General features: G+C 73.7%; 11 protein-coding genes (1 of these 11 running past the window's edge). 5 read left to right on the forward strand and 6 right to left on the reverse strand.

Annotation, left to right across the window (positions count from 1 at the left end):
• The 4 genes in view from P7L68_RS03895 to P7L68_RS03910 are tightly spaced (at most 6 nt apart) and all read right to left on the reverse strand, a layout consistent with a single transcriptional unit that may run on beyond the window.
• On the reverse strand, nucleotides 1–567 hold the beginning of the coding sequence (locus P7L68_RS03895) for a beta-ketoacyl synthase N-terminal-like domain-containing protein (protein ID WP_371999890.1). 2,457 nt of this gene lie to the left of the window's left edge; the window shows 567 of its 3,024 coding nt (coding positions 1–567); the start codon lies at nucleotides 565–567; its stop codon lies off the left edge, out of view.
• Nucleotides 564–5,990: an AMP-binding protein gene (locus tag P7L68_RS03900; protein ID WP_371999891.1), complete on the reverse strand. Its 5,427-nt coding sequence runs from the start codon at nucleotides 5,988–5,990 to the stop codon at nucleotides 564–566. Before P7L68_RS03900 ends, P7L68_RS03895 begins: the two co-directional genes overlap by 4 nt.
• On the reverse strand, nucleotides 5,990–12,592 hold the full coding sequence (locus P7L68_RS03905) for an amino acid adenylation domain-containing protein (protein ID WP_371999893.1): 6,603 nt from the start codon (nucleotides 12,590–12,592) through the stop codon (nucleotides 5,990–5,992). Before P7L68_RS03905 ends, P7L68_RS03900 begins: the two co-directional genes overlap by 1 nt.
• A 6-nt stretch (nucleotides 12,593–12,598) precedes the next feature.
• A complete protein-coding gene (locus P7L68_RS03910) occupies nucleotides 12,599–14,506 on the reverse strand; it encodes a non-ribosomal peptide synthetase (RefSeq protein WP_371999894.1) in 1,908 nt (635 codons plus the stop codon).
• Between the two features lie 347 nt (nucleotides 14,507–14,853).
• Between P7L68_RS03910 and P7L68_RS03915 the strand changes: the two genes are divergently transcribed.
• From P7L68_RS03915 to P7L68_RS03925, 3 genes are all read left to right on the forward strand, one after another.
• On the forward strand, nucleotides 14,854–15,396 hold the full coding sequence (locus P7L68_RS03915; protein ID WP_371999895.1) for an aspartate 1-decarboxylase: 543 nt from the start codon (nucleotides 14,854–14,856) through the stop codon (nucleotides 15,394–15,396).
• A 111-nt stretch (nucleotides 15,397–15,507) separates the two neighbouring features.
• On the forward strand, nucleotides 15,508–16,926 hold the full coding sequence (locus P7L68_RS03920) for an MATE family efflux transporter (RefSeq protein WP_371999897.1): 1,419 nt from the start codon (nucleotides 15,508–15,510) through the stop codon (nucleotides 16,924–16,926).
• Complete coding sequence (locus tag P7L68_RS03925; RefSeq protein ID WP_371999898.1) at nucleotides 16,926–18,227, forward strand: hypothetical protein; 1,302 nt, start codon at nucleotides 16,926–16,928, stop codon at nucleotides 18,225–18,227. Before P7L68_RS03920 ends, P7L68_RS03925 begins: the two co-directional genes overlap by 1 nt.
• Nucleotides 18,228–18,230: 3 nt before the next feature.
• Here the strand turns inward: P7L68_RS03925 and P7L68_RS03930 are convergent, their stop codons facing one another.
• On the reverse strand, nucleotides 18,231–19,262 hold the full coding sequence (locus tag P7L68_RS03930) for a phosphotransferase (protein WP_371999899.1): 1,032 nt from the start codon (nucleotides 19,260–19,262) through the stop codon (nucleotides 18,231–18,233).
• A 158-nt stretch (nucleotides 19,263–19,420) separates the two neighbouring features.
• On the opposite strand from P7L68_RS03930, the gene tam reads away from it, so the two are divergent.
• A complete protein-coding gene (tam, locus tag P7L68_RS03935; protein ID WP_371999900.1) occupies nucleotides 19,421–20,185 on the forward strand; it encodes a trans-aconitate 2-methyltransferase in 765 nt (254 codons plus the stop codon).
• A gap of 16 nt (nucleotides 20,186–20,201) precedes the next feature.
• Nucleotides 20,202–20,789: a glutathione S-transferase family protein gene (locus P7L68_RS03940; RefSeq protein WP_371999901.1), complete on the forward strand. Its 588-nt coding sequence runs from the start codon at nucleotides 20,202–20,204 to the stop codon at nucleotides 20,787–20,789.
• Here the strand turns inward: P7L68_RS03940 and P7L68_RS03945 are convergent, their stop codons facing one another.
• Entirely contained in the window at nucleotides 20,790–22,184 is a 1,395-nt protein-coding gene (locus P7L68_RS03945; RefSeq protein ID WP_371999903.1) for an FAD-dependent oxidoreductase, read from the reverse strand.
• Between the last annotated feature and the right edge of the window lie 61 nt (nucleotides 22,185–22,245).

Below are 22,245 nucleotides of genomic sequence, written 5' to 3' on the forward strand. Positions count from 1 at the left end.
CACGTTCAGCGCCGGCCCGGTCAGGCCCAGCCGGTGGGCGATCCAGGTGGCGGGATAGTCCTGGCCGTTGCCGATCAGATCCGCGATCAGCCCGGCCGGGTCGTCATCGTCATAGCGCGCGGCCAGATGCGCCAGCCACCAGGTGGAGAGGTTGGCGGCGGCATAGACGGCGGTGCGGCTTGCCGCACGGCGCGGATCGGTGGCGGCATCTTCGAAGGCATGCCAGGCGATTTCGGCCATGTTGCGCAGCTGCGGGTCCAGCCGCGCCGCTTCCCGCGGCGGGACGTTGAAGAAGCCGGCATCGAAGGCGAGCGGCTGATCGATCGGCGCCTCGACCGCGACGAAACCTGGCCGGACCGGATCTTCCGGGCGGCGGCCGGCGGCGGCCAGGCGGGCGGGCGTGACCGGCCGGATGCCGGTGCCGCCATCGCGGATCATCCGGGCGAAGGCGGCGAGGTCGCCGGCGCCGGGAAAGCGGCCGGCCATGCCGATGATCGCGATCGCCGGCCCCTCTGCGGCCTCCATCGATGCGGTCATGTCGTCGGGCGGGTTCATCCTGTGCGTCACGGCTGTCTCTCCACGGCTGGTCCCGCCTGGACCCTGCGCCGGCGGTTCAGGGCGGCGGCGGCCCGGCGCCGGTTGGCGGCATCGGCGGCGACACCGGCGGCGGCCTCTGTGGCCGACGGCGCGGCGGCGGCTTCGGCCGCGGCGATCAGGGCGGCCTGCGCCCTCTGGGTGGGGTGGCCGAAGATCGCGACCAGGTCGAAGCCGACCCCCAGATCACGCACCAGCCGGTCGTGCAGCTGGGCGGCCAGAATCGAGGTGCCGCCGGCCTCGAAGAAGCTGCGATCGGGATCGTCCGGGGCGTCGGGGCCGAGCACGGCGCGCCAATGGCCGGCAATGGCGCGTTCGATCGCGCCGAGCCGGGCGCCGCCACTGCCGAAATCCCGGCCCGCGCCGCCATCCAGCCGCCGCACCGGCAGGCCGGCCGTGCGGGCACGGTCGATGGCCGCGGCGACGGCGGCGTCGGGGCCGTCGATGCCGATCACCTCCAGCGGTGCAGGACGGGTGGCGGCACGGGCCGCGACCTCGGGCGCCGCCGGGTCCAGCCCGACCAGCAGATGCGGCAGATCGCGGGTGAGCGCGGCCAGGATCACCGCCGCGCCGCGGCGGCCGTCGATTTCGGCGAAACCGCGTTCGGCCAGCCAGGCCCCCAGCGGATCGGCCAGCCCGTCCGGGTCGCGCCAGCGGCTGAAGCCGAGCGAGACCCGGCGCAGCCCCGGGCGGTCATCGGCCATGGCCGCCGCCCGTGCCATCGCCGAGGCGATGGCGTAGCCGGCATAATCCCGGCTGGCGAAACGGCCGAGCACGGAATCCGCCTGGACCAGCACCCCGCCGCCGCGGGCGAGCAGGGCCGCGGCCAGCGCCTCGCCCGCGGCCAGACGCCGGGCGGCGGGGGCGAGCAGCAGGTCGGCCGGGGTATCGGCGAGGGGGGTGGCCGTCACCTCGCCCGCCAGATGCAACACCCCGAAGGGCCGCGCGCCGGCGGCGGCCTGAAGCCGGTCGAGCGCCGCATCCAGTGCCACGGGGTCGGTGACGTCGGCCGTGGCATAGGCGATGCGGTCGCCGCCGCCGAGCCGCGCCAGGGCCTGGGCCGCGGCATCGGCCGGGCGCCGGCCCAGGATGGCGATGCGCCAGCCGGTCCAGGCCAGCAGATGCGGCAGCACCGCCCGCCCGACCCGGCCCAGCCCGCCCGCCACGACCAGCAGGGGCGGGGCGCCGTCGGCCCCGATCCGGGGGCCGATCACCGCCGGGGCGGCGCGGGCGGGATCCACCGCCACCAGCCGGTCGACCGGGCCGCCGTTCAGGATCAGCCCGGCCGTTCCGGCCGGGCCGTGGCCGCGGGCATCGACGACGCGGGCGGCGATTCCCTCGCATTCGACCGCGACGGTTTCGGCGAGCGCGGCAAGCGCCGCCTGAACCGGCGCATCACCGGTGCCGAGCAGCACCAGCCGGGCCGGGCGCAGCTCGCCCGCGGCCAGCCGCGCCACCAGGGCGACCAGCGGCGCAAGGCCGGCCTGATCATCCGCACGGGCGACCAGGGTCCAGGCTGACAGGGCCGGGGCAGCCAGGGCCGGGGCATCGTCGTCGCGGGCCGGCCCGTGGGGGAGCCGGTCCAGGATCGTGGCTCCGGCGGCGGCAAGCGCCCGGGCCAGTGCCGGATCGTGGCCGAGGAGCGCGACAGGCCCCGCCGCGGCCGGCGTTTCGTCCGGCCGGGGCGCGGTCGTCTCGCGGAAGAACCAGGCCGGCAGGCTGCGCGGCCCGGCCAGGGCCAGATCCATGCGCCGGATCAGCGGATCGAAATCACCCGCCTCGAAACGCCGTCTCAGAATGCTGCGCTGCAGCTTGCCGAGCCCCGTCTTCGGGATCTCGTCCACGGCCAGGGGCAGGACGTGGTCGGGGGCGGCGCCATAGCGGGCGGCGAGTTCGGCATGGATGGCGCCGGCCACCTTCAGCACCTGCGACCAGGGCATGTCGGCCGGGTCGGGGGCAAAGAACACCACCACCACCTCGCGCCCGCTCCGCCGGTCGCGGCTGGCGGTGAGGGCGGTATGGGCGGGCAGGACACCCGCCAGCGCGTTCAGCCGGTCTTCGATCTCCACCTGCGACAGGTTCTGGCCGTTCAGGATCATGATCTCTTTCTCGCGGCCGCAGATCACGATGCGGCCGCGGTCGATCACCGCCAGATCGCCGGTGGCCATCCAGCCCCCGGCGTCGTGCACGATCTCGGGCGTGCCCAGGGCGACATAGCCCTTGAAGACCGACGGGCCGCGCATCTCGAACCGGCCGATCCGGCCTTCGGGCAGCGGCCGGCCGGCGGCATCCACCACCCGCGCCTCGGTTCCAGGCACCGGCCCGCCATTGTCGAGCACCCCCGCCCGCACGGCATGGGCGCCCCGGCCGTCCCAGGCGGCCGAGAGCGTGGTGAGCGAGGTGGTCTCCGACATCCCCCACGAGGTGTGGAAGGCGGTGGCGGCGCCATGGCGGGCGAAGGCGCGGCTGGCGCGGGCGAAGGTCTGGTCCAGCCCGCATTCGCCGGCCGAGAACACGGCGGTGAGCGCGGACAGATCCAGGCTGCCGGCGGGTGCCGCATCGGCCGCGGCGGCAAGCAGGCCCCAGGCGAAATCGGGCGCCCAGCTGCGCGCCACCCGCCAGCCGGCCATGCGGGCGAGCAGGGCGGCCGGATCGGCCAGGAACACCTCTACCGGCACCAGGGCCAGATCGGCCCCGGCCCTGAGTGCCGAGCCGCAGAACCCGAACAGCGAGGCGACATGGTCGAGGGCGGTGAAGTTGAGACAGACCTCGCCCGCGCGGAAGCCGAAGGCCGGCCCGAAGGCATGGGGCGTCGCCCAGAGATTGCCGGCGGTGAGCGGCACGCCCTTGGGCACGCCGGTCGAGCCCGAGGTGAAGGCCATCAGCGCGACCTCGTCGCGGCCCCAGCGCCGTCCGGGGCCGTCGAACGGGGCATTGCCTGCCAGGGCGTCGATGTCGAGCGCAGGGCAGCCGGCCGCGGCAGCGAAGCCGGCGGCATCATGCCCCGCCACCAGACCGGCTGCGGCACCGGTCAGCCGGGCGACATGGGCAAGGCGCTGCATGGCCGGATCGTCGTCGGTGAAGCGCCGCGGCGGCAGGATCGGGGCTGCGACCAGCCCGGCCAGCATCGCGGCGGTGAGGCCGGCCAGCATGTCGTCGGGCCGGCGCGGCGACAGCATCACCGCCTGGCCGGGTTCGAGACCGGCGGCGCGCAGCCCCTGCGCGATCCGCCGGGCGCGATCCATCAGGGCGGCGGCGGGGATGCGGCGCCAGGCGACCGGATCGTCGCCGACCAGGATCACCCGGGCGGGATCGGCCGCCACCCCGGCCAGAAGATCGGCGGGGGACCAGCCCCGGGGCGGATAGACCGCATCGAGCGGTCCGCCCGACAGGATCACACCCGGCGCTGCGACAGGGGCCGCCTGCGCGTCTGCGGGCCCTGCGACGTCGTCGAGCCCGATCGGTGCCCAGTCGGGCGCGACATGCACACCGGCTGCGGCATCGTCGCGGACGAGGTCGGTCAGATGCAGCCGCGGCGGCGGGCTGATCCGGGCAGGCACCGGCCGGGCGGTGACGCCCCGGCCGGCAAGCCGCGCCGCGGCGGCCGGCGTCACCGCCGGCAGCAGGGCCAGGGCGTCGCGATCCACCCGGCCGTCGCGCCGGCGCGGGATGGCGGTGACGGTTGCGACCGGACCCGGCCAGAGGCTGTTCAGCGCCCGTGCCATCCGATCGGCGGGCAGGCGGCGGCGCGGCACCACGAAGGCGACCGGGCCGTCGTCTCGCGCATCGATCGCGGCATCGGCGATCCCGGCATGGCCGCGCAGCGCCGTTTCGATCCGCCGCAGCCGGAGGGTTTCGGGCGCGACCGCCGGCAACGGCCCGGCCGCAGCTGCGGCGGGATCGGCGATCCAGGCGCGGATGCGGGCGCAGAGGGCATCGGCCAGACCGGCCATGCGGGCCTCGCCGTAAAGGGCGGCGTCGTAGTCCAGCTCCAGTTCCAGTTCCGGCGCCGGCTCAAGCCCGGCCGCGCCGTCGTCGGCGGCGCGGAACTGAAGCGAAAGATCGTGACAGGCAAGCGGCAGCGGCCGCTGATCGACCCGGATGTCGGTGCCGGCCAGGGCGAGCGGCGCCGGCGCGTTCTGAAGCGCGAAGAAGATCTGGGCGAGCGGCGGCACCCCCGGCAGCCGCGGCGGCTCCAGGATGTCGACCAGATCGTCGAAGGCGATCTCGGCCCGGCTGAGCGCCGCCGCCGTGGCGGCCCTGACCGTGGCGATCACCGCCGCGGCCGGGGCTGCGGGATCGATGCTGCCGGCCAGAAGCACGGTATTGGCGAAGCAGCCGACCATCGCCCCGGTACCGGCGGAGCGGTTGGCGACGGGGGTTGCCAGGGCCAGCAGGGATTCGCCGGTCAACCCGGCAATGGTGGCGCGGAAGGCGGCTTCCAGCGCCATGAAGCGCGTGGCGCCGGCGGCGGCGGCCAGCCGGTCGAGCCCGGCCACGAGATCGGCGGCCAGCCGGCGGGTCAGGCGGGCCGGGACGCGCGACCCGCCGCGGGGCAGATCGGGGGTGAACGGCTGAAGCAGGGGCAGGCCGGTGCAGGCCTCGGCCCGCGCCTCTGCCCGCACCCGCGCCTGCACCCTGAGCGGCGGCGCCGCAAGGCGCCGGGCCTCGGCCAGGAACGAGGGGGCGGGGTCCGGCAGATCTGCATCCTGCGCGAAGCCCCGGGCCAGATCGGCCAGCATCACCCCGATCGACCAGCCATCCGCCGCCAGATGATGCACCACCAGGATCAGCCGGTGATGGCGATCGCCGTCGGTGACCAGATGCAGGCGCAATGGCGGTTCCGTGGCCAGATCGAAGCGCCGCCCGGCGAGCGCTGCGGCGCGGAAGCGGGCGATGGCTGCCACCTCGGCCGTGGTCTCGACCGTCAGCGCCGGGCCGGGGGCGGGTTCGGTGCGCATCATCGCGACACCGTCGGCGCCGGTCGCGATCCGCAGGCGCAGCGCATCATGGCGGGCGACCAGCCGGTCGGCGGCCCGGCCCAGACGCACGGGATCGAGCGGGCCGGTGATCGCGAACACCGCGGCCGGGTGCAGCGTGCCGGGATCGGCGTCGCCGCGCGCCTGCAGCGACCAGAGCCCGCGCTGGCAGGCGGTGAGCGGCACGGCCTCGCCGGGTTCGACGGCAGGGTCGGCGCTTTCGGCGACGAGCAGGTCGTGAAGCGGCCGGCGCAGACGAAGCAGGGCGGCGCGCAGGGCGGCATCGGTGACCGGGCTGGCCGAGGCGAGCTTCAGCCGGCCGTCGGCCGCGGGCATCAGATCGATGCCGAGGCTGCGGCAGCGATCGAGCAGGGCGGCCGCCTCGGCCATGTCCCGGGGATCATATGCATGCGCCATCAGATCAACTCCTCGACCACGGGGGTGCGGGCATCGAGTGCGGCCGCCTGGGCGGCGAGGGTCGGGTGGGTGAAGACGAAGCCGGCATCGGGCGCGCCTGAGAGCACCGCCAGCCGGGCGGCAGCCAGCGAATGGCCGCCCAGGCCGAAAAAGTCCGAATGCCGGCCGATCGGGACCGCTGCGCCGGTGGCCGGCAGAACCTCGCGCCAGAGCGCGGCGAGGCGCCGTTCGGTCGGCGTTCGGGGCTGTGTCTGGGGCGGCGCCCCGGGCGATGTCGTCGGGGGGGCGGCGGCCAGCAGCGCCGCCAGCGCCGGGCGGTCGAGCTTGCCGGCCGGGCCGCGCGGCAGGGCATCGACCGGGACGATCCGCGCCGGCAGCGCCGCCGGGGTCAGCCGGCCGGCAAGAGCGGCGCGCACCGCCGCCGGATCGACGGGCCCGCCGGTGACGGCGGCGACCAGAACGCCGTCGAGGGCGATCACCGCGGCCTCGCGCCCGGGCAGAACCTCACGCAGGGCCGACAGGGTTTCGGCCGGATCGACCCGCTGGCCGCGGATCTTGACCACGCCGTCGGCGCGGCCCAGCACCACCAGCCGGCCGGCGGCATCGATCAGCCCGCGATCGCCGGTAAGGCAGAGGCGGGTGCCGTCTTCGGCGACCGGGAAACGGGCGGCGGTGGCGCCGGGATCGGCGTCGTAGCCGATGGCGAGCACGCCGCCGCTGATCGCAACCCGCCCGGCCATGCCCCGGGGCAGGACACGGCCGCCGCCGTCCAGGATGCGGAAACCGGCCCCGGCCACGGGCCGGCCGGCCGGAACCGGATCGGCGGTGACCTCCGTTGCATCGAACCAGGCGGCATCGGCGGTGACTTCGGCGGCGCCGTAGATGTTGATCAGCCGCGCCCCGGGCGCCGCCAGCCGGCGCCAGCGGCCGATCAGACCGGCGGGCAGGGCCTCGCCGCTGCTGGTCCAGAGGCGGACGGTGCCGAGATCCGCCGGATCGGCGGCATCGCAGAGCGCGTCGAGCAGCGAGGGTACCACCAGCAGCCGGGTGGCGGCGGTGGCCCTGACCCGTGCCGCCAGCCGGCGCGGATCGCGCCCGTCTTCCGGCGGGCAGAGGGCGAGGGGCGTGCCCGTCATCAGCGGCGAGAGCAGTTCGGCGGCGACGTCGACGAAATCGACCGCACTGCGGGCCAGAACCCTGTCGTCGGCGGCCGGGGGGAAGGTCGCCCGGCCCCAGGCCAGGCGGCGGGCGATCGCGCCGTGGGAGAGCACCACGCCCCGGGGCGTGCCGGTGGAGCCGGAGGTATGGATGATCATGGCCGGGGCATCGGCGCCGATGCGGACGGGCGCCGGCGCCGGCGCAGCCGGGACGAGCGCGGCCGGATCTTCCGCCACCAGTGACGGCCGCAGACGGTCCAGGATCGCCGCCCGCCGGGCCGGCGGCTGGTCGGGGCCGATCGGCACCACCACCGCGCCCAGCCGCCAGAGGCCGAGCCAGAGGGCGAGCATGTCGGCCGAGGGCGCCAGCGGCACCACCACCCGGTCGCCCGCACCCACCCCCGCTGCGGCAAGGCCCGCGGCCAGGCGTTCCGCCCGGGCATCCAGGGCGGCGGCATCGAGCAGCGGCCGGCCGTCGCCGTCGAGAAGGGCCGTGCCGGGCCTGGTGGCGCAGCGCCCGGCCCAGAGGCCGAACAGGCCGCCGGCCCCCATGTCGGGCGTCTCTCCGGGCGTCTCTCCGGCCGTCTCTGCCGGAACCAGCGCCGGCCGGCCGGGATCGAGTGCCGAGACCGGCCGCGCCGGATCGGCCACCGCCGCCGTCAGCAGGGCGGCCAGATGGTCGAGCAGCAGCCGCGCGGTGGCGCCGTCGATCACGGCCGGGGCATGGGTGACCCCCAGCCGCCAGCCGCCGCCGGGGGCCGGGCGGACCGCGATGTCGAGATCGAGATGGGCGCGCGCGACCAGCGGCCGGGCGATGCCGAGGGTCAGCCCGCCGGCCCGGCGCACCGTTTCCGCCAGACCCTCCTGCGCCAGAGAGATGTCGAACAGCGGGTGGCGGCGCGGGTCGCGGCCGGCGCCGGTTTCGGCCACCACCCGCTCGAAGGGGGCAAGGCCATGGCTCCAGGCTTCGGCGAGGATGCGCCCGGTGCGTGCGACCAGGGTGGCGAAATCGGGGTCGTCGCCGGTGTCGATCGCCAGCACCAGATTGTTGACCATCAGCCCCGAGGCGCCGTCGAGTTCGGGCCGGTCGCGCAGGCCCAGATGGGTGCCGATCACCACCCGATCCGCCAGCGGTGCCGCATCTGCCGTCCAGCGGGCGAGCAGGGCGGCGAGCCCGGCCGTGACCGCGGCATAGGGGGTGGCATGAACCCGGCGGGCGATGGCGCCCAGCCCCTCGATCACCGCGGCATCGAGCGGCCGGTCGATATGGCGGCCGTCGAGCCCGCGGCGCGGCGGGCGCGGGCGGCCGGTTTCGATCGCGGCGGCAGGCGGCACCGCCGCACCGCGGCCGAGCCGGTCGGCCCACCAGCCGACATCGCGGTCCTGCGCCGCCCGGACCGCGGGCAGGGCTTCCCAGGCGGCATAGTCGAGCGGCTGGATGGCGGGGGCCGCGACCGGCCGGCCGTCCAGCGCCGCGGCCAGGCGGTCGAAGGTCGCCTCCACCCCCATGCCGTCGATGGCGGCATGATGGACCGAAAAGACCAGCAGCCCGCGATCCCGGCCGGTCAGGATCAGCCGCAGACGCGCGGGGCGATCGCGGCCCAGGGCAAAGCCGGTGGCGGCATCCTGCCGGGCAAGCGCCTCTGCCGCCGCACCGGGATCTGCCGCGGCCGAGACGTCGTCGACGAACAGCGCGGTCGCAGGCGCCGGATCGACATGCTGTTCGGGGCGGCCCTGATGATCGGCGAGGATGCGGGTGCGCAGCGCCTCGTCGGCGGCGAGCACCGCGCACCAGGCGCGGTCGATGGCGGCGGGGTCGATGATCGCCCCGGCGGAGACCGGCATGGCGAAGGCCAGCACATAGGCGGTGGTGTCGCCGGTCGCCAGTTCCTCCAGCCAGAGCCGGGCCTGGGCGGTGGTGGCGGGGCCGCGATCCGGGCGCGGGGCGGGCAGGGCCGTCACCGGCGGCAGGGCGTGATCCTCTCCCGCCCCGTCGCGGCCGGCCGTGATCAGCCGGGCGAGCGCACGGGGGGTGCCGGCGCGGAACACGCTCATCACGCTGGCCCCCGCCACCTTGCCCGCCACCAGCCGGCCATAGAGGCGGATGGCGGCCAGGCTGTCGCCGCCGGCATCGAACAGGCTCCGTTCGGGATCGGCCGGCGGTGCGCCCAGGATTTCGGTCCAGGCGGCATCGACCGCGCGTTCGGCGGCGGTGGCCGGCCAGCCGCCGGTGCAGGCGGGGATGGCTGCGGCCGCACCATCCGTGATCAGGGCCGTCAGCGCGGCACGATCGATCTTGCCGTTGGCGGTGAGCGGCAGCCGCGCCACCACCCGGATCGGCGCCGGGATCACCTGCCGGGGCAGCCGGCCGGCCAGCCAGGCGGCCAGGGCCTGCGGGTCGGGAGCCGCACCGGGGGCAGCCGTCACCACGGCCGCCAGCCGGCCGATCCGCCGCCCGTCGCCCGTGGCGATCGGCAGGGCGACGGCCCGGCCCACGGTTTCATGGGCGGTGAGCTGGGCCTCGATCTCGCCCAGTTCGATGCGGATGCCGTTGAGCTTCACCTGTCCGTCGGCACGGCCGACGAATTCGATCCGCCCGTCGGGCCGCCAGCGGCCGAGATCGCCGGTGCGCATCATCCGCTCGCCGGTCACCGGATGGGGCACGAAGACCCGGGCGGTGCGTTCGGGATCGTTCAGATAGCCGGGCGACAGGCCGGCGCCGGTGGCGCACAACTCGCCGGTGACATGGTCGGGACAGTCGCGGCCGGCATCGTCCAGCACGTGATAGCCCGAATTCCGGGCCGGCCGGCCGTAGGGGATGCTGGTCCAGGCGGGATCGACTGCGTCGACCGGCTGGAACAGGTTCCAGATGGTGGTCTCGGTGGGGCCGCCACTGCCTTGCAGCCGGCAGCGCGGCGCCAGGCGCGCCAGCCGGGCGGGGGTGTCGAGGGGGATCCAGTCGCCCGAGAGCACGGCGACGCGCAGATCGGGGAAGGGCGCCGGCAGCCCAAGTGCCGCGGCGTGATCGGCCAGCATGGTGACCATGGCCGGCACGCTGTTCCAGAAGGTGATCCGGTGGCGGGCGGCAAGTTCGATCCAGTGGTCCGGATCGCGGGCCCGGTCGGGATCGGGGAAGACCACGGCCACGCCGATCCGGGGCATCAGCAGGGCCTCGACCAGGCCCAGATCGTGATGGAGCGGGGCAAGCGCAATGGCGGTGTCGTCGGGGCCGAGGGCAAAGCGGTCGCGGATGTCGGTCGCCAGGTTGAACAGCCCCTCCCGCGGGACCATCACCCCCTTGGGCAGGCCGGTGGAGCCGGAGGTATAGACCAGCGCCGCCAGCGGCCGCGCCGGATCGGGTGCCGCCAGACCACGGCCCGCGGCGACCAGCGCCGGATCGGCCGCGGCCCGGATGTCGACGGCCATGACGGCCGGCCCCTCGACCCCGGCGGTCGTCTCGTCCACCAGCACCAGCCGGGCGCCGCTGTCGGCCAGGATATGCGCGCGGCGGGCCGGGGGCAGGTCGGGATCGACCGCGACCATCACCGCCCCCAGGCGCTGGATCGCCTGGGCGGCGACCAGCTGGGCCGCGCCCTTGCGCATCGCCACCGCGATCACATCGCCGCCCGACATGCCGGCGGCGGCAAGCCGGCCGGCGGTTTCGGCGATCCGGTCCGCAAGCGCCGTCCAGGACAGGCGGCCCCTGCCGTCCGCCACCGCCATCGCATCGCCGAGGCGGCCGGCATGGCCGGTGACGGCATCGTGCAGCTCGGTGCGGTCGATGGGGGCGGCGGTGGCGTTGGCGGCCCGGCGCCGCGCGATCTGACCTGCCGGCAGCGGGATCGGGCAGGGATCGGACCAGGCGTCGTCACCGGCGGCCAGGCTGCGGATCAGCCCCTCCCAGCCGGCGAACATGTCGTCGACCAGACCGTCGGGGAACAGCGCATCATGGGCGTCCCAATGACCGAGAAGGATGCCGTCCAGCTCGTGATACTGGGTGTCGATCCAGACCTGGGGCGTCTGGCTCAAGGAATGGACCACATCGCCGATGTGCGAGATGGAGGCCATCCACGACCGGGTCCGCGGGTCGTCGGCCGCACCATCGGTGGCCCGGCTGTCCGGCTCGTCGGTGAAGACGAAGGGAATGGTGCCCGCGGGGGCATCGGGCGACAGCCGCCGCCATTCGCGCAGCACCCGCACGCCCGAGACCCGGGCATGGGCGAGATCGGTCCAGAGCCGGTCCTGAAGCCGGCGGGCCCGGGCGGCGAAGGCGTCGTCCGCCGGATTGCCGGTCGGGCGGTTGTCGACTTCGAGCAGGGTGAAGGTCGCGAACTCGCCGATGATATCGGGCACGTCCGGATGCAGGTCGCGGCGGTTCCAGCGCGGGACGTTGAGCATGAAATGCCGCGACCCGCTCCAGCGATCGAAGACCTCGGCATAGGCGGCAAGCAGGGTGGAGGCGAGGGTGAGGCCGCGCGCCGCCGCCCGCCGCTTCAACCCGGCGAGAAGGCCGGCATCGATGCGCAGGCTCAACCGGCGGAAACGCGGCCGGCCTTCCGGCAGGCGTGCCGCCCGTGGCACCGGCGGCGGTCCGGGCAGATGGGGGATGCGCGCCTGCCAATAGGCAAGATCGCGGGCGAAGGCCGGCCCTTCTTCGGCACGGCCGGCCGCCAGGATATAGTCGCGGAAGCCGATCCCGGTGGTTTTGAGCACGGCATCGCCATCTTCATAGAGCGTGGCGAGGTCGCCGAACATCACCTGCCAGCTGCGGCCGTCGATCGCCCAGCAATCGATGCCGACCAGAAGACGCACCACCCCGCCCGGCCGGCGCAGGGCGCGGATCGTCCAGGTCGGCCAGCGTTCCAGATCGTGGCATTCATGGGACAGCTCTTCGCGCAGCGCCAGAAGCCGTGCCGCTTCCGTCTCGGGATCCAGCATCGTCAGATCCTCGACCGGCAGCGACCAGAGCGGCGGGTCGGCCAGCACCTGCTGGCGGCCGTCGGGCAGCACCACCGCCCGCAGCATGTCGTGATGGGCGACCAGCCGGCGCCAGGCATGTTCGAACCGCGCCGGATCCAGACCGGCGCGCTCGATCTCCAGATAGATCCGGATCGCGACACCGCCCTGTTCGAAATGATCGTCCCGCCCCAGCCAGTAGGCCTGCTGGTTTTCGTTCAGCGGAAACGGGGCGTGGCGGTTGGCGGGGTCGGCGGTCACCTGGGGCTCGGCCTCGTCGATGCCGTCGCCGGCGCCGGACAGGAAGGCGATCAGCGCCGGCTTGGCGGATCTGAGCCGCCGGGCCAGATCGTCGGTCAGCCGGTCGCGCGGCAGGTCGACGACCAGTTCGGTGCCGTCGACGGCAATCCGCCCGCCTGCCGCGGCAACCAGAGAGACGAGGGCCGCCGCCTCGACGGATGCGGTGGCGGGAGAAGCCTGTACGGTCATGGCGGATCAGATCCTCACGGTCTCGAAATCGGCGTGGGCGGCGGGTCGGGCCTGCGGTGCGTCACCCGCCCAGGCGGCGGCGGCGAGCCAGGCGGCCGCGACCCGTGCGGTCTCCGGGGCCTGAAGCAGGGCGATCGGCGGTGCCGTGCCGAAGGCGCGGCCGATGGCGGCCTGAAGACGGGCGGCGAGCAGGGAATTGCCGCCGGCTTCCAGGAAGCCGTCATCGGCGGTGAAGAGCGGGTTGCGCAGCACCTCGCGGAACAGGCCGACCACCCGGCCCAGCGTGCCGGCCTCGGCCGGGGCCGCCGCGGCCCAGGCCTGCTCCGCCGCGATCAGCCCGGCTTCCGGCGCGGGCAGGCGGCTTCGGTCGATCTTGCCGTTGACGGTGAGCGTGAAGGCCGGGACCGGCACGAACCAGGCGGGGATCATCCAGTCGGGCAGGCGGACGGCCAGCCAGGCGCGCAGACGCGCGGCGAGCGCCCGCGGCGGTTCGGCCGGACACGGCCCCGTCTCCACCCAGGCGGCCAGGCGCCGGTCGCCGGGCGCCACCTCCCAGGCGCCGACCAGGATCCGGGCGATGCCGGGTGCGCCGGAAAGGGCCGCCTGGACCTCTTCGGGTTCGATCCGGTAACCGCGGATCTTGATCTGGCCGTCGATGCGCCCGGTGACGCGGATCGCGCCCGAGGCCAGGCGTATGCCGCGATCGCCTGTGCGGTAGAGCCGCGCCCCGGGCTCGTTCGAGAAGGGATCGGGATGAAAGGCGGCACGGGTGCGGGCCTCGTCGCCGACATAGCCCGCCGCGACGCCGTCGCCGCCGATCCAGATCTCCCCCGCCACACCATCGGCTACCGGCTGCATCTGCGCATCCAGAACATGCACGCTGGTGGCGCCGATCGGCCGGCCCGAGGCAATGGGCGCGGCCGGATCCCCGGCCGGGGCCACCGGCTCCATGGTTGCGAAGACGCCGGTTTCGGTGGGGCCGTAGCCGTTGTTCAGCACGTCGGGCCGGCTCGCGGCCAGAACCTGGCGGAACAGCACCGGATCGGGCGGCTCTCCGCCGGCATGGATGGCGCGCAGGCCGGTGAAGGCGCCGGGATCCTGCGCCGCCAGACCGTGCAGCAGGCTGGTGGCGATCACCATCGTATCGATGCTGTGGCGGGCGAGATGGGCGCGGAAGGCGGCGGCATCCAGCAGCACCGGCTTGGGTACCCCGATCAGCGTGGCGCCGGTGATCAGCGTCCCCCAGATCTCCAGCGTCGCGATGTCGAAGGCGAGCGTGGCGGTCTGGGCGATCCGCCGGCCGGGGGCGAAACCGGCCATGTCGTGGGCGGTGACCAGCCGGGCGATGCCGCGATGGGTGAGCGCCACCCCCTTGGGCACGCCGGTGGAGCCCGAGGTGAACAGGATCTCCGCCACATCGCCCCCGCCGATGCCGGTTTCGGGCAGGCTGTCCGGTGCGGGCACCGCCTCCAGCCCGGCCAGCGCCGTCACCTGCGGTGCAAGCGGTGTCGCGCGGGCGGCATCCACCCCCGGGCCGGTGACGATCAGGCGGAGCCCGGCCACGCCTGCGATCACCGCCAGCCGCTGGTCGGGCAGATCGGGATCGAGCGGCACATAGACGCAGCCGGCGCGGACGATGCCGGTGATCGCCACCACCGCCGCGGCCGAGCGGGCGCTGAAGACGCCGATCGCGGCACCCGGGCCGATGCCGTGCCGGATCAGGGCCGCGGCGACGGCCCGGCTTACGGCCTCCAGCCCGGCATAAGACAGCGTGCGATCGGGGAAGATCAGGGCGGGGGCGGCGCCGCGAGCGGCCGCCGCCCGTTCCATCAACCGGCCGAGGGCGGCCTCGCGCGGCCAGGGGCGGGTCGGTCCGGAAGCGGCGCCGGACGGCCGGGTGGTGGAAGGAAGCATGGGCGACGTCCTCTGCCGGATGCGGGAGACGGGAAGCGGGCTACAACCGGGCTTTGAAAAGTTCCGCTGCAACCCGTCCATGTGGCTGAGACGTTTGCGCCGACCGCGACCCTGACCTCTTGAGCTATGCAATTAACGCATGGTTAACGCTGTCGCTTTGCATGAGACGCGAGTGAGAATCATTCGCAATATATCGGAACGGGCGCGTATCATCCCGATGCTCTTCGCCTCGACGGGGCGCGATGCCGCCCCGGGCGGCAGGGCCGATCCGCAGCGCCCGTCTTCTCGTCAGATCCCGATCCGTCTGCGCCCGGCCGCCCCGGCGGCCGCCCAAGGGAGGACCACCGATGATCCGCGTCGTCCGCGCGAAGTTTCACGGCATCACCGTCACCGGTGCCGATCTGGACTATCACGGCTCGATCACCCTCGATCCGGAACAGTGCGACCTGGCCGGGATCCGGCCGCTCGAATTCGTCGACATCTGGAACAAGGCCAGCGGCGCCCGTATCCAGACCTATGTGATTTTCGGCGAGCCCGGCTCCCGCGCCTGTGTGCTGAACGGCGCCGCCGCCCGCACCTGTGCCCGGGGCGACCAGGTGATCATCTGCGCCTCGGCCTATATCGACGAGCCGGCGCTGCATGCGATCGAGCCGGTGGTGCTGACCTTCACGCCCGACAATCAGGTCGACCAGGTGATGCGCTATCGGGTGCGCGAGACCGAGCGCCGGCGCTTCGATTTTGCGCTGGAGATGGGTGCGCGCAGCGCCCCGGCCGAGCGGCCGGTGAACCGGGTGGATCTGGACGCCTTCACCAGCGATCTCCGCCGCCGCGGGCTGGATGACCATGCCATCGCCGATGTGGTCGCGCGGCATCTGAAGGCGGTTGCCTGAGGCGGCCGGAAAATAATCCGACCGGCCGATGTCAGGGTCGGGCGTCCCCGGGACGTCACGACCCTGACGGCTGTCTTTTACCGCACCTCCCCCAGCTGAGGGCCGCAGATCATGACCACCACCTCGATCGCCGATCCCGCCACCCGGCCGCGCCCGCCGGGGCTCGTTGCCGAGACCGGCGTTCTGGCCCGGCTGGCGGCCCCCATCGTCGTGGCGCAGCTCGCCTATATGGCCACGGGGGCGACGGATTCGATCATGGCCGGCCGGCTCGGTACCGGCGCGCTGGCCGCGGTGGGGCTGGGGGCGGCGATCTGGGTGCCGGTCACCACGTTCATCGGCGGCGCGCTTTATGTGCTGCTGCCGCGGATCGCCGGCCATGCGGCGGCCGGGCGCGACGGCGCCGGCGGGCGCGATGCCGTGCAGGCGGCCTGGGGCGGCATGGCCATCGGTCTGATCGGTGCGCTGTTCCTGGTCTTCGGCATGCCACAGCTGCTGCCGCATATGGGGGTTGATCCGGCGCTGATCGATCCGACCACGGCCTATCTTGCCGCGGTTGCGCCGGGCGTGCCGATGGTCGGGCTGTCGATGGCGGCGCGCTATTTCTGCGACGGCCATTCCGACACCCGCCCCGCGATGCTGACCGCGATCTTCATCGCCCTGCTGAACGTGCCGCTGAACCTGGTCCTGATGTTCGACGATGCCTTCGGCCCCGGCACCGGCGCGGGGCTGGGCGTGGCCGGTGCCGGCGTGTCCAGCGCGATCTGCATGGCGACCGGCGCCCTGATCCTGACCACGCGCGCGCTCACCGCCGGGCGCTATGCGCCGGCGCGGCGCGGAACCGTGCCCCTGCGGCCGGATCTGCGCGCCATGCTGGGGCTGCTGCGCCAGGGCGTGCCGATCGGCCTCGCCTTCCTGGTGGAATATTCGATGATGAGCACGGTGGCGGTGCTGATCGGCGGCATCGGCGCCGTGGCGCTCGCCGCCCATCAGATCGCCTTCAACGTCACCGTGGTGCTGTTCATGATTCCGGTCTCGGTGTCGATCGGGGTCAGCATCCGCGTCGGCGGGGCGATCGGCGCGGCCGATCCCGTCGCGGCGCGCCGCGCGCTTGCGGCCGGTCTGATGCTGGGCTGCGGCCTTGCCCTGATCACCGCGGTGCTGGTGGTGGCTCTGGCCCCGGATATCGCCCGTATCTATACCGCCGACCAGGTGGTGGTGGCGCTGGCGGTACGGCTGCTGCTGCTGGCGGCGGCCTTCCAGGTGATCGATGCCCTGCAGGTGGTTCTGGGCGGCGCGCTGCGCGGCCGCGGCGACGTCAACCTGCCGCTGCTGATGATGCTGGGGGCCTATTGGGCCATCGGCATGCCGGTCGGCTGGCAGATGGGCGCGGCCGAAGGTGCCGCCGGCTGGTGGTACGGTATTCTGGCCGGCATCACCACCATCGCCGTGCTGTTCGCCTGGCGCACATGGCGGGGCTTCACCGACCGTGCGCTCAGGCCGTTGATGGCCGATGGCGGGGATGCGCGGTGATGATCGAACTGCGTCTGGCGCTGCAATACCTGCCGCTCGGCTGCTTCTACGGCTTTCTGTACACCGCCCTGCCGGTGCTGCTCCGGGCGGGGGGTGCGGAAAGTGCCGCGGTCGGCCTGCTGGGTCTGCTGGCCTTGCCGACCGGGATCGCCTTTCTCTGGGCGCCGCTGGTCGATCGCGGCGCCCGCGCCCCGGCGGCGGCCGCCGCCCGCCACCGTCGCTGGATGATCGTGACCCAGGTGCTGGCCGCGGCGGCACTCGCCCTGGTGGCGGCCATCGACCCGACGGCGGCCGCGGGCCTGGACCGGCGGGTCTATCTGACCGTTCTGGTCCTGCTGTTCGTGATCTCGATCCTGTTCGCCACCAAGGAGGTGGCGGCCAATGCGCTGCTGCGCGAGATGGCGGCGGACGCACCCGGGCTGATGGCCCGCGCCAACGGGCTGCGGGCGGCGGCGCTGTTCCTCGGCACCTGGATCGGCAGCGGCGTGCTCACCACCTGGTATGACGACATCGGCTGGCGGGACGCCTTCCTGATCACCGCCGTGCTCGGCATTCTGATGCTGCCGGCGATGATCGGGCTGGGCGCGTGCGACGGCCGCGGGCGCGGCCGGGCGGATGCCGAAGCCGCCGGGGGGGCAGAGAGCCTGGATGGCGCCTTTGCCGCACTCGGCCACATGCTTCGCCATGCCGGGGGCCGCCGGCGGATGGCCGGGCTGTCGATCGTGGCGGTGCCGCTGGCCCTGCCGGTTGCGATGTTCCCGGTGTTCCTCGCCGATGCCGGGCTCACCATGGCGCGGATCGGCCTGGTTCTGGGCGGTGGCGGCACCATCGCCAGCCTGGCGGCGGCCTGGGCCGGCGGCTGGCTTGCCGGCCGCCTTGGCGCCGCGCGGGTTCTGGTGGCGCTGGTCGTGCTCCAGGTCGCAGCCCTGGCCGCCTGGACCGGCTTCGCGCTGGCGGCGGCACGGGGGCTGGTGATCGATGGCGGGGCGCTGGCGGCGCTGGGGGTTCTGCAGCTGTCGGTCTATGCCGGTTTCACCGTGGTCCTGAACATCCTGGCGATGGAACGGGCGCGCCCCGCCCATGCGGGGACCGATATCGCCGTGCTGCGCGGCAGTTTCTATCTGACCGCCACGGCCGCCCATATGGCCGGCGGCTGGATCGCCGATCCGCTGGGCTGGCCGGCCTATTTCGGCCTCACCACCCTGGTCTTCGCCCTGGTGCTGCCGCTGCTGCGGCTGGCCGATCCGGCCGCGATCCGCCCGCCATCCGCCCGGCCGGCCGATCCGGCCGCCGCGGATTAAAGATCAGCGGATCTTTTCCGCAAACGACCAGGCGAGTTCGGCCAGCGGCACCGCCTTGCGGCCGACCTCTTCGGCATCGGCATTGGCGGCGGTGCCGTCCAGGGCGCGGCGGGCGATGCCCTGCAGGATCGCGGCCAGGCGGAACAGGCTCAACACCACATAGACATCCCAGGATGGCGAGGGCGCAAAGCCCGTGCGGGCCAGCCACATCTGAAGATAGGCGTCCTCGTCCGGGATGCCGGCGGCGGCGAAATCCGTGCCGGCCAGGCCGCGGAACAGGCCGGGGGCGATGCGCCAGGTCATCATGTGATAGGCGAAATCGGCCAGCGGGTTGCCCAGCGTCGACAGCTCCCAGTCCAGCACCGCCACCACCCGGGGTTCGGTGGGATGGATGATCACATTGTCCAGCCGGTAGTCGCCATGAACCAGGCGGGTGTCGTCTTCCGCCGGCACATGTTCGGGCAGCCATTGGATCAGCCGTTCCATGGCCGGGTTGGCCACGGTCTCCGACGCCCGATACTGGCGGGTCCAGCGGGCGATCTGGCGTTCGACGTAATTGCCGCGCCGGCCGTGATCGCCCAGCCCGATCGCATCCGGGTCGAGCGCATGGATGCGGGCGATGGCGTCGTTCATCGACGAGAAGATCGCCCCCCGCTCCGCCGGGGTAAGGTCGGGCAGGCGCGGATCCCAGAAGATCCGGCCGGGCACGAAATCCATCACATAGAACATCGATCCGAACACCGCGGGATCGGTGCACAGCGCATGCACCGGCGGCACCGGCACGCCCGTGCCCTGAAGTGCGGCCAGCACCCGGAATTCCCGGTCGACCGCATGGGCGGAGGGCAGCACCTCGCCCAGCGGCTTGCGGCGCAGCACGTAAGTCCCGGCCTCGCTCCGGATCCGGAAGGTCGGGTTCGACTGGCCGCCGGCGAAGCGCTCCAGCGCCAGCCGGCCATGCCGGCCGGGGACGTGGTCGGCAAACCAGGCTTCGAGGGCGTCGGTATCGGGTGTGCCAGTGTCGGGGGCGGTGCTCATCGGGCGGTGGCTCCTGCGGCCTTGTTCTGGTCATCAGCTTACCCGCGGGTCGGTCCCGGTACCAGAGGGTTGCGGGTACCAGAGGGTTGCGGGTACCAGAGGGTTGCGGGCGCCAGCCCTCCGGCGCAGACTGTGCACCCACATCCGGAGCCCGCCTCATGACCTGGTCGCCCGCGCAGTATGTGAAATTCGAGGCCGAGCGCACCCGCCCGGTGGTCGATCTGCTGGCCCATGTCCCGACCGATCCGGTCCGGACCGCGGTCGATCTGGGCTGCGGGCCGGGCAATTCGACCGCGGTGCTGATCGACCGTTTCCCGGGCGCGCGGGTGACGGCCCTCGATTCCTCGCCCGAGATGGTGGCGGCGGCCCGGGCAAGGCTGCCGGATGTGGAGGTCACGCAGGACGATGTCAGCCGCTGGCAGGCGACCGGGCCGTTCGACGTGATCCTGTCCAACGCCGTGCTGCAATGGGTGCCGGGGCATGACGTGCTGCTGCCGGCGCTGGTGGAGCGACTGGCCCCGGGCGGCAGTCTGGCGGTGCAGATGCCCGACAACATGGCCGAGCCCAGCCATGTGGCGATGCGCGAGACCGCGGCCGAAGGACCCTGGGCGGACCGGCTGGCGGGTGCCGCCCGCGCGCCCCTGCCGCCCGCCGCCTGGTATTACCAGCTGCTGCGCAATCTGGCGGGCCGGGTCGATATCTGGCGGACCACCTATATCCATGTCCTGCCCGGCGGGCCGGATGCGGTGGTGGACTGGGTGAAGGCCACGGGGCTGCGCCCCTTCCTGGACCCGCTGAGCCCGGCCGAGCGCGACGACTTCCTGAACCGCTACCGCAGGAAGATCGCCGCCGCCTATCCGCCGCTTGCCGACGGCACGGTGCTGCTGCCCTTCCCGCGCCTGTTCATGATCGCCACCCGCTGAGCCGGAGCCCCTCCCCATGTCCGACGACCTGATCCTCTACACCAACCCGCAATCGCGCGGCATGATCGCGCGCTGGATGCTGGAAGAGGTGGGCGTCGCCTACCGCACCGTGGTGCTGGAGTATGGCGCGCCGATGAAGGCGCCCGACTATCTGGCGCTCAACCCCATGGGCAAGGTGCCGACCCTGGTCCATAACGGCGCGGTGGTGACCGAGACGGCCGCGATCTGCGCCTATCTGGCCGAAACCTTCCCCGAGGCGGGGCTCGCCCCCCGGCCCCATGAACGCGCGGCCTGGTTCCGCTGGCTGTTCTTCGGCGCGGGGCCGCTGGAAGCGGCGGTCAGCAACCGGGCCTTCGGCCTGGAGGTGCCGGCCGACCGCGAACGCAGCATCGGTTACGGCAGTTTCACCCGGGTGATGGACACGCTGGAGGTGGCCGTCTCCGCCGGCCCCTACCTCACCGGCGACCGCTTCACCGCGGCAGATGTGTATCTGGGCGCCCAGATCGGCTGGGGCCTGCAATTCGGCACCATCGACCGCCGCCCGGCCTTCGAAACCTACTGGGCCCGCCTGGCCGGCCGGCCGGCGTTGGCGCGGGCGGGGTGATCACGCCGCCGCTGCAGCCCGCCCCGCCACCCGCCCCAGCGTCACCGCGGTGAGCAGGCCGTTGCCCGACAGATAGCCGGCGGCTTTGGCGCCCGAGACGCCGCAGGCGGCGCCGCCGGCGGCGTAGAGGTTGGGCAGGGGGTGGCCTGCGGTGTCGAGGACGCGGGCCGAGGCGTCGACGACCAGGCCGCCCTGGGTGTGGAAGAGCGCGCCGGTGACCCTGACCGCGCAATAGGGGGCGGTGAGCGGGGCCGTTGTGGTGAAGTCGCGGCCGAAGGCGTCGGGGGTGGTGCCGGCGCGGGCGGATGCGACCGCGTCCATGGTGCGGATGAGCGCGTCGGCGGGAACGTTCATGCGGCGGGCGAGTGTTGGCAGGTCGTCTGCCGTGAGCACGGCGCCCATGGCCTCGGCGCGCTTGAAATCTTCGAACTGGCGGGTGATGGCGGCGATGCGGCCGTCGAACACCGTCCAGGCAAGGCCGTCCGGCTGGCGCAGCACCTCGGCCGCCTGTTCGGAATAGCCGGTGGCCTCGTTGGAGAAGCGCTCGCCCGCCAGGTTCACCTGGATGCCGCCTTCGGTGATCGTCGCCCAGCTGATCAGGATGCCGGCGGGGTGGGCGACCGAGCCATGGCCCTGATGGCCGGGCAGATGGCGGGTGGCGGCGCCCAGCGCCCGGCCCCAGAGCAGCGCATCGCCCTTGTTGCCGTCATGGCCGAAATAGAGCGCATCGGCAAGCGACGGGATGTGTTCGCGCACCAGCGCCCTGTTGCCGCCATAGCCGTTGCAGGCCAGGATCAACCGGCCGCAGCCGACCTCGTCGACCGACCCGTCGGGGCGGGTGAAGGCGAGGCCGGCGATACGGCCGTCGTCGTCGGCATAGAGGCGGGTGACGGTCGCCTGGCACAGAATGTCGATGCCGGCGGCCTCTGCCGCGCCGCGCAGCGCATCGATCAACTCCTCGCCCGACCGTGTCGGCAGGCCGTGCATGCGTCGGGCGCTGTGGCCCGGATAGCTGAAATCCGCCACCACCGAGAAGGGCAGGCCGTAGCGGTCGCCCAGCCATTCGACGGCGGGGCCGGCCTCCCGCGTCACCAGGGCCACAAGATCGGGGTCGGGTTCCCCCTTCGCCTTGGCCATGATGTCGGCGGCGAAGGCCTCTGCCGTGTCGGCGATGCCGGCGGCTTTCTGCCAGCGCGTGCCGGCGGCCGGGATCAGCCCGGCGGAGAGGGCGGTGGAGCCGCGCGGCACGACATCGCGTTCCAGCACCAGCACCTCGGCACCCGCCTCGCGCGCCGCCAGCGCCGCAACCAGACCGGCGGCACCGGCGCCCACCACCACCACGGGCACGGTGAATTCGAACACCCTGGCGCCGTCCCGGATCACCTCGCTCACCATCAGCCTCCCTGCGTCGCACCGACGGACCCTGCTGCCCGCAGGACCGCAACCTGTTCCATGT

The sequence above is a fragment of the Tistrella mobilis genome (assembly GCF_041468085.1).
GTDB lineage: Bacteria > Pseudomonadota > Alphaproteobacteria > Tistrellales > Tistrellaceae > Tistrella > Tistrella mobilis_A.